We start from the raw sequence: 5,570 nt of genomic DNA on the forward strand, positions 1-5,570 counted from the left end.
AGAGAATAAAAAACAATTATCTTTTCCATCGTCCATCGCATGGTGGGCGGGAGCGTTAGCCGCGCTACCCACCCTAGATAGCCATGCACCGTCCAAGATCACACGGCTATCGTGTGACCGCATCTCTCCCAGAACATACGGTCACGTATGTTGATAAATATATGATTTCTTTCTATCGCCTTAAAGCCCTTTTTTCTGCTCTTGCTCAATTTCGCGAGATTAATCGCAATCAAGAGGCCGTTTACCGCGCTCTCATCTCCTATCGGGGACGAGAAGGGTGCTTTCCTTCGCATGCAACTTTAGCCGCTGAATCTGGTGTGAGTGAGCGCACGGTTCGCAACGCACTACGTGAGGCGCGTAAACGTGGTTGGATTGATTGGACAAACGAACGCTATGGGCGTCGTCAGTCGTCTAATCGCTATCGCTTCCTGATCAGCAATGATTACATCAACAAAGTGTTGTCTGGAATTAAGCGATTTAAGCGAAAAAGCGCAGAATTAAGCGAGTTTTTCAGGCGGCAAAATCTGCCGGGAAGCCCATATTATTATATTAAAAAAGAGGCGAAACGCCTCTGGGAAACGGTAGAAGGGCCTTCTGAAAAGCTCACGCCGTGGCAAAGGCTCTATCAGGAGAACCCTGAAGCCGCTTTAGCCCAGCTTCAGACCTCCTAACGCTTCAGATTTTCAATTCGTCAGGCCAAAAATTGCTCAAGAAGAAGGAGCCGTTGGGAAAGGTGTACCTTCATTATGAAGCGTTGCCGCCTGAAAAAATGTTAGTTTTCTGCGCTTCTGTCAGGCGGCAACATATTTAAAACAGCGATCGTGAGTGTAATCGCCTTGGTTGGCTCTGTTGCCGTTCTAACCGTTGTTCAATCGTGAAAGCTGTTCGTTCAATCTGTCGAGCTGTTGGCTCAAGAGAGCGTTTTGATGTTGGGTCTGTTTGAACATTTCGCGTAAAGCGCTCTGCTCGCTCTGAGACGGTTTGCCTGAGAGAGATAATCTGGCTTGAGAGATACTGCGTCATTCCCCAGCTGCCGAGTAAGATACCGGCTGAGAGGCTCAGGCCGATCAGGATTGGCCAAAGAAGACGATGCTTGATGAGGGTCCAACCGAGCGATCGGTTGTGCTCTTTCATATCGGCTTTGATGGTAGCGAGCTCGTTCTTCACGATGTCTCGCAACTCGTTGCCCATAATGTTCAGCTGTTTTTCGGTCTGGCGCTGAATAATCTCGTGTTCGCGCTGCATCCGCTGCTTTAATTGTTCGGCTAGGGGAATAGGCTTCGTCATAGAGGGGACCTTTCAAGCGCCAACGCTGATTGCTCTGTGGATCTTTAACGGTGATGTAGCTCTTGCCTGCTCGTGTGATTTCAAAGCCGATGTCTTTGATATGGGATAAAAGATCCTGACGGCTTCGTATAAGCCCCTCAGAGGCTCTCTGAGAGAGGACCGCATCAATCAGCCCTCTCATGTCCTCAGAAGGCTTCAGACCTTTTCTAAGAGCCTCTGAGGCGATTTTAAGTTCATGGTCAGGCTGAGAGACTGTGCACGCTCTGTGAGGGTCTGTGGGGTCTGCTAGGCCGTAATTGGCATTGAAGGTGGTCCTCAGATCATCGAACTGGTCTTGGTTCTTCTTGCCAGGAGGTTTGATGTTGAGATTCTTCCCTGTTCCAAGCTCCACCCAAGGGGTACTGAAGTGCAGTTCGTGGTGGTTGGCATGGGTATGGCGTACCCAGAGGATGTCATATTGATCCGAATCGAGACCTGCAAAAGCCAGTTGTTCGAATCCATCGATGATCTCTTGCTCCATCTTCAGAGTAATATTCTCTCCCGGAGCGAAAGAGAGCACGCCTGATGTGTGGGTATGTTTGAAGGTTAGGCTATTGATGAGGCGTCTGGTTTGGTCAGCATTGCCCCGGATTACTGTCGGCGGGTTGTCTTCACGTCCCTGACGTTTGGGATCGGTCAGGTAAGCAATAGCGCTGTTCCCTTTGCCGGTGCTGTAACGTGAAAAGCCAATAATCATGGGGAGAGGTCTTTGATGTTGCGTTGAATAGCGATGAGATGGCTGACGATTTGAACAGTCTCAGCACGACTTTTGTGGGTGTTTACCCAGCGGGCGATCATGTTGAGATTGGCATTGATGCGGTTGAGCATGGCCAGCCTTTTTCTCTCGTCAGTGCGATTGCGGATGGTCAGCTTGCCGAGGTGATCGCGGACAAGAGCGGACATGCTGAGACCGGCGTCATCGGCTTGTTTTTTGAGGTCGTTCCATTCGTCATCAGAGCAACGGACGCGGAGCATGTGAGTTCGTATGTTTTGGCTCATAGTGGCGAATATCCTTGTTACCAGCATAGAATAACAAGGCGCCGAAATTGCTACGCAATCCCGGCGCCTTGGTCAGGGGGCTTGCCCCCTAACAACCCATTTTTAATTACTATTAAATCTTGGAAATGTGATAAAATGGATCATTCCAAAACAATCGAGATTGTTTAATAGGGAAGAGCGCTGTCGTGTGAGGCATAAAAGATTTCTTTCATGAAAAATAATTAATATATTAGGCAATCTGAGTGATTGCGTTTCAACGCATATACATATAATCAGATGACTAAACATAGCATGGAGATGAAGTGGGAACAGTTAAGAAAAAACACGATCAATCAGAAAATAACAATAACTCTTCTATTATTTCATCATCTGTTTTTGTTAAATGTGATGAGACGTGTAAGGGCGCATCTTTTCCTGAAGAGGTTTATTCTTCTACAGTTCCTCTTTCTCATCGTCGCCGATATGCACAATTTTTCACTCCTCCACGAGTAGCAAAATTAATGGCAGAATGGGCGATTACGTCTCAGACAAAAACTGTTTTAGATCCTGCCGTTGGTACCGGAACCTTAATTCGATCAGCACTAGCACGTAATCAAAACATATTAATAACAGCTTTTGAAAAAGATCCTGTTATTCTTCGTTCTTTTCTCGAATTACATCCCCCCCTTTCCCATATCGAACCTATTTTCTCTGATTTCCTTACGTACGATCTAAAATGTGAGTACGATTCTGTATTAATGAATCCGCCCTACCTTAGACATCATAATTTACGTTACAATTTCGACATATTTGATTGGTTCGGAAAAATTCATAATTTGAAGTTATCTCGTCTCTCAAATTCTTACCTTCTCTTTACATTAAAAGCAGCTACCTCACTGCGTCCTGGTGGAAGAGCCTCCATTATTATTCCAACAGAATGGATGAACGCAAATTTTGGAGCACCTATGAAAGATTTTCTTGTCGGACGCGGCTATCTTCGTGAAATAGTGTATTTTTCAAATTGCTCTACTATATTTGAGGATGCTCTCACCACTGCATCTATCCTATTCTTAGAAAGGCCTGCATAGTGACTGAAATAGTGACATGGTATATTCATGGCCTTTCAGGAAAAGAAGTTCCAGAAACCTTTGACGACCTTTTTGAGAGAAGTCGGAGACGATCAATTCCTGTTGATGTTTTAATGCGAACAAATAAATGGGACTCTCTCATTCGAGAAAACTTACAAGAGACATCCCCTGGGTTTATACGTCTTGGTGCCATGGCTAAAACGAAGCGCGGCATAGCAACTGGAGCAAATAATTTTTTCCATATCTCTCAAACAATGGCAGACGCACATCAGATAAGATCTGATGTGTTGGTACCTTGTGTGGGGCGTGCCGCAGACGTTGGCGGTTTTGAGTTTACCAAGGATGACTTTTGCAATCTTGTTCGCAACAAACGTCGGTCTTTACTTGTGCTGTTTGGTGATACTCTTACTGATCCTGAGCTTGCATACATTGAAAAGGGTGAGGCTGCAGGGTTCAAAAATCGCTACTTGTTAGCAGCACGTCATCCTTGGTATTCGATGGAAACACAATCACCTGCTCCAATTTGGGCAGCAGTCTTTGGAAGAAAGGGACTACGATTCATTCGTAATAAAGCAAACGCTCTTACATTAACGACGTTTCATTGCGTATACCCTATTGATTCATCTCAATACTTTTCCGATGCACTTACCCTGTGTTTAAATGTACCTAGCATTCAAGCTAGTGCTCGAGCGCATACACGCGTTTACGGTGGGGGGCTTCTGAAATTTGAACCAAAGGATTTGTTAGAAATTCAAGTACCAGATCTTCGGAACGTTAGTGTTAAAACCTTGCGACGACTTGCCCTAGAACACAACCGTATTGTTACTGAATCTCGGAACAAGAACGAAGATTGCATAGATTGGGTAGCAGCTGAGGCGGCTGTTCAATCCGCTGCTAAGGAAGCGTCACTCTTCTCCCCAGGATAACATCTAAGAATGTATCAGCATCAAACGATACATCACCACCCACTGGGCGAACATAACCATCATGACGGCCCAGACGTGTTCGATGATGTTGCACTTCAAAATTTGGTACTGAAGTATAAGTAGCTACCTTTTGGCCAGATGTTACAGGAATCGTAATAGTTATTTTCCCCTGACTTTTGTCTGGAGATTCAATATTAAATCCAGAACCATTCCCAATGATCTCGAATATATCTAAAACGTTAATTGCAAACATGGAATCAAAGAATACCTGACAATATATCTGTGGTTTTTGAAAATTTTCTATCCACCTAAAGACAACCTTTAAATCTTCTAATTTTACCGTGAAACTTTGACATGAACGTCCTCCCCTTCTACCCAATTCACGCTCTTGCGCTCTTACTTGAGCATAATATAATGCCTCAAATTTACTTGAACGAACCTCAATAGCTACAAGTGCCTGTGAGACAAGGGATCGAAGTATCTCAGTTGATTCAGAAGAAACATCAGAAGGACCATTGTAATTGTTTGGCACAATTAAGAGGTCTGGTCGTTTCCCAAATATACGTACATCTTCAAGGGTAGCTCTGTAAAAATCTTTAAAGCCTTCTTCGCCAGCAGAAATACGATCGCTATTTCCGTAATGGACAACACGATATCCAGGAAGAGTATGATTTATCGTATTCGCTAAAAGATTTTCGGCCCAGTCCCCCATCGCTCTATTGGCGAGGAATTCTGAACGCACGTCAGTTGGTGGGAAAATTCGACCTAAAGGCTGTCCTACACCGCCGAATTGAAGATGACGAGTCGGAACCCCACGATGGTTAAGTACATCAATAACTTTATCTTTAGCGATAGTTAGTCTTCTGAAATAGTCTTTCATTTTTTTTGTTTCACTAATAGGTCAGTTACATTACAATCAAGGGCGATGGCTAATCGGAAAAGCGTATTGACTGTAATATTACGTTCTCCACGTTCAATTGCACCGATATATGTACGGTGCAAATCACATTTATCAGCGAATTGTTCTTGAGAAAGACCGATATCCATACGCCGACATCGAACATTTTCTGCAATAATACGAATTGCTCCCAGACCTTGATTCATGAGAAAAGTATCGTATATAGATGACGATATATCTACAGACTAAATATAGCGTACTTTTTGGATATTAAATTATAGCCCTACATCCTAACCTATCTCGCGGCCTGTGGTGTTCATGCAGGATTCAGACGGGCGACTCTACTTGACGGCA

Annotated in this window: 8 protein-coding genes; 3 read left to right on the forward strand and 5 right to left on the reverse strand. The window is 44.4% G+C overall.

The features are described from left to right. Positions 1-113: 113 nt before the first annotated feature. The gene (locus AL01_RS09200; protein ID WP_158075967.1) at positions 114-671 is read left to right on the forward strand and encodes a helix-turn-helix domain-containing protein; all 558 of its coding nucleotides are present in this window, start codon (positions 114-116) and stop codon (positions 669-671) included. 186 nt (positions 672-857) lie between these two features. On the opposite strand, the gene AL01_RS09545 is transcribed toward AL01_RS09200, so the two are convergent. The 3 genes from AL01_RS09545 to AL01_RS09210 are packed head-to-tail and all read right to left on the reverse strand — an operon-like array spanning position 858 to position 2,301. Beyond that, a complete protein-coding gene (locus AL01_RS09545; protein ID WP_143280766.1) occupies positions 858-947 on the reverse strand; it encodes a hypothetical protein in 90 nt (29 codons plus the stop codon). Then, entirely contained in the window at positions 911-2,023 is a 1,113-nt protein-coding gene (locus AL01_RS09205; protein ID WP_077397257.1) for a relaxase/mobilization nuclease domain-containing protein, read from the reverse strand. The genes AL01_RS09545 and AL01_RS09205 overlap by 37 nt, the downstream gene beginning before the upstream one ends. Then, on the reverse strand, positions 2,020-2,301 hold the full coding sequence (locus tag AL01_RS09210; RefSeq protein ID WP_206599233.1) for a plasmid mobilization protein: 282 nt from the start codon (positions 2,299-2,301) through the stop codon (positions 2,020-2,022). Before AL01_RS09210 ends, AL01_RS09205 begins: the two co-directional genes overlap by 4 nt. Before the next feature lie 326 nt (positions 2,302-2,627). On the opposite strand from AL01_RS09210, the gene AL01_RS09220 reads away from it, so the two are divergent. Together AL01_RS09220 and AL01_RS09350 are read left to right on the forward strand one after the other, a co-directional pair. Then, positions 2,628-3,392 carry an Eco57I restriction-modification methylase domain-containing protein gene (locus AL01_RS09220; protein ID WP_143280767.1) on the forward strand — a complete coding sequence of 255 codons (765 nt, stop codon included), beginning with the start codon at positions 2,628-2,630 and terminating at the stop codon, positions 3,390-3,392. After that, the gene (locus tag AL01_RS09350) at positions 3,392-4,318 is read left to right on the forward strand and encodes a hypothetical protein (RefSeq protein WP_143280768.1); all 927 of its coding nucleotides are present in this window, start codon (positions 3,392-3,394) and stop codon (positions 4,316-4,318) included. The genes AL01_RS09220 and AL01_RS09350 overlap by 1 nt, the downstream gene beginning before the upstream one ends. On the opposite strand, the gene AL01_RS09225 is transcribed toward AL01_RS09350, so the two are convergent. Together AL01_RS09225 and AL01_RS09230 are read right to left on the reverse strand one after the other, a co-directional pair. Then, entirely contained in the window at positions 4,287-5,198 is a 912-nt protein-coding gene (locus AL01_RS09225; protein WP_077397261.1) for an AccI family restriction endonuclease, read from the reverse strand. The genes AL01_RS09350 and AL01_RS09225 overlap by 32 nt on opposite strands. Further along, a complete protein-coding gene (locus tag AL01_RS09230; RefSeq protein ID WP_077397262.1) occupies positions 5,195-5,422 on the reverse strand; it encodes a helix-turn-helix domain-containing protein in 228 nt (75 codons plus the stop codon). Before AL01_RS09230 ends, AL01_RS09225 begins: the two co-directional genes overlap by 4 nt. Positions 5,423-5,570 lie beyond the last annotated feature (148 nt).

This window comes from Bombella intestini, from assembly GCF_002003665.1.
In the GTDB taxonomy this organism is placed as follows: domain Bacteria; phylum Pseudomonadota; class Alphaproteobacteria; order Acetobacterales; family Acetobacteraceae; genus Bombella; species Bombella intestini.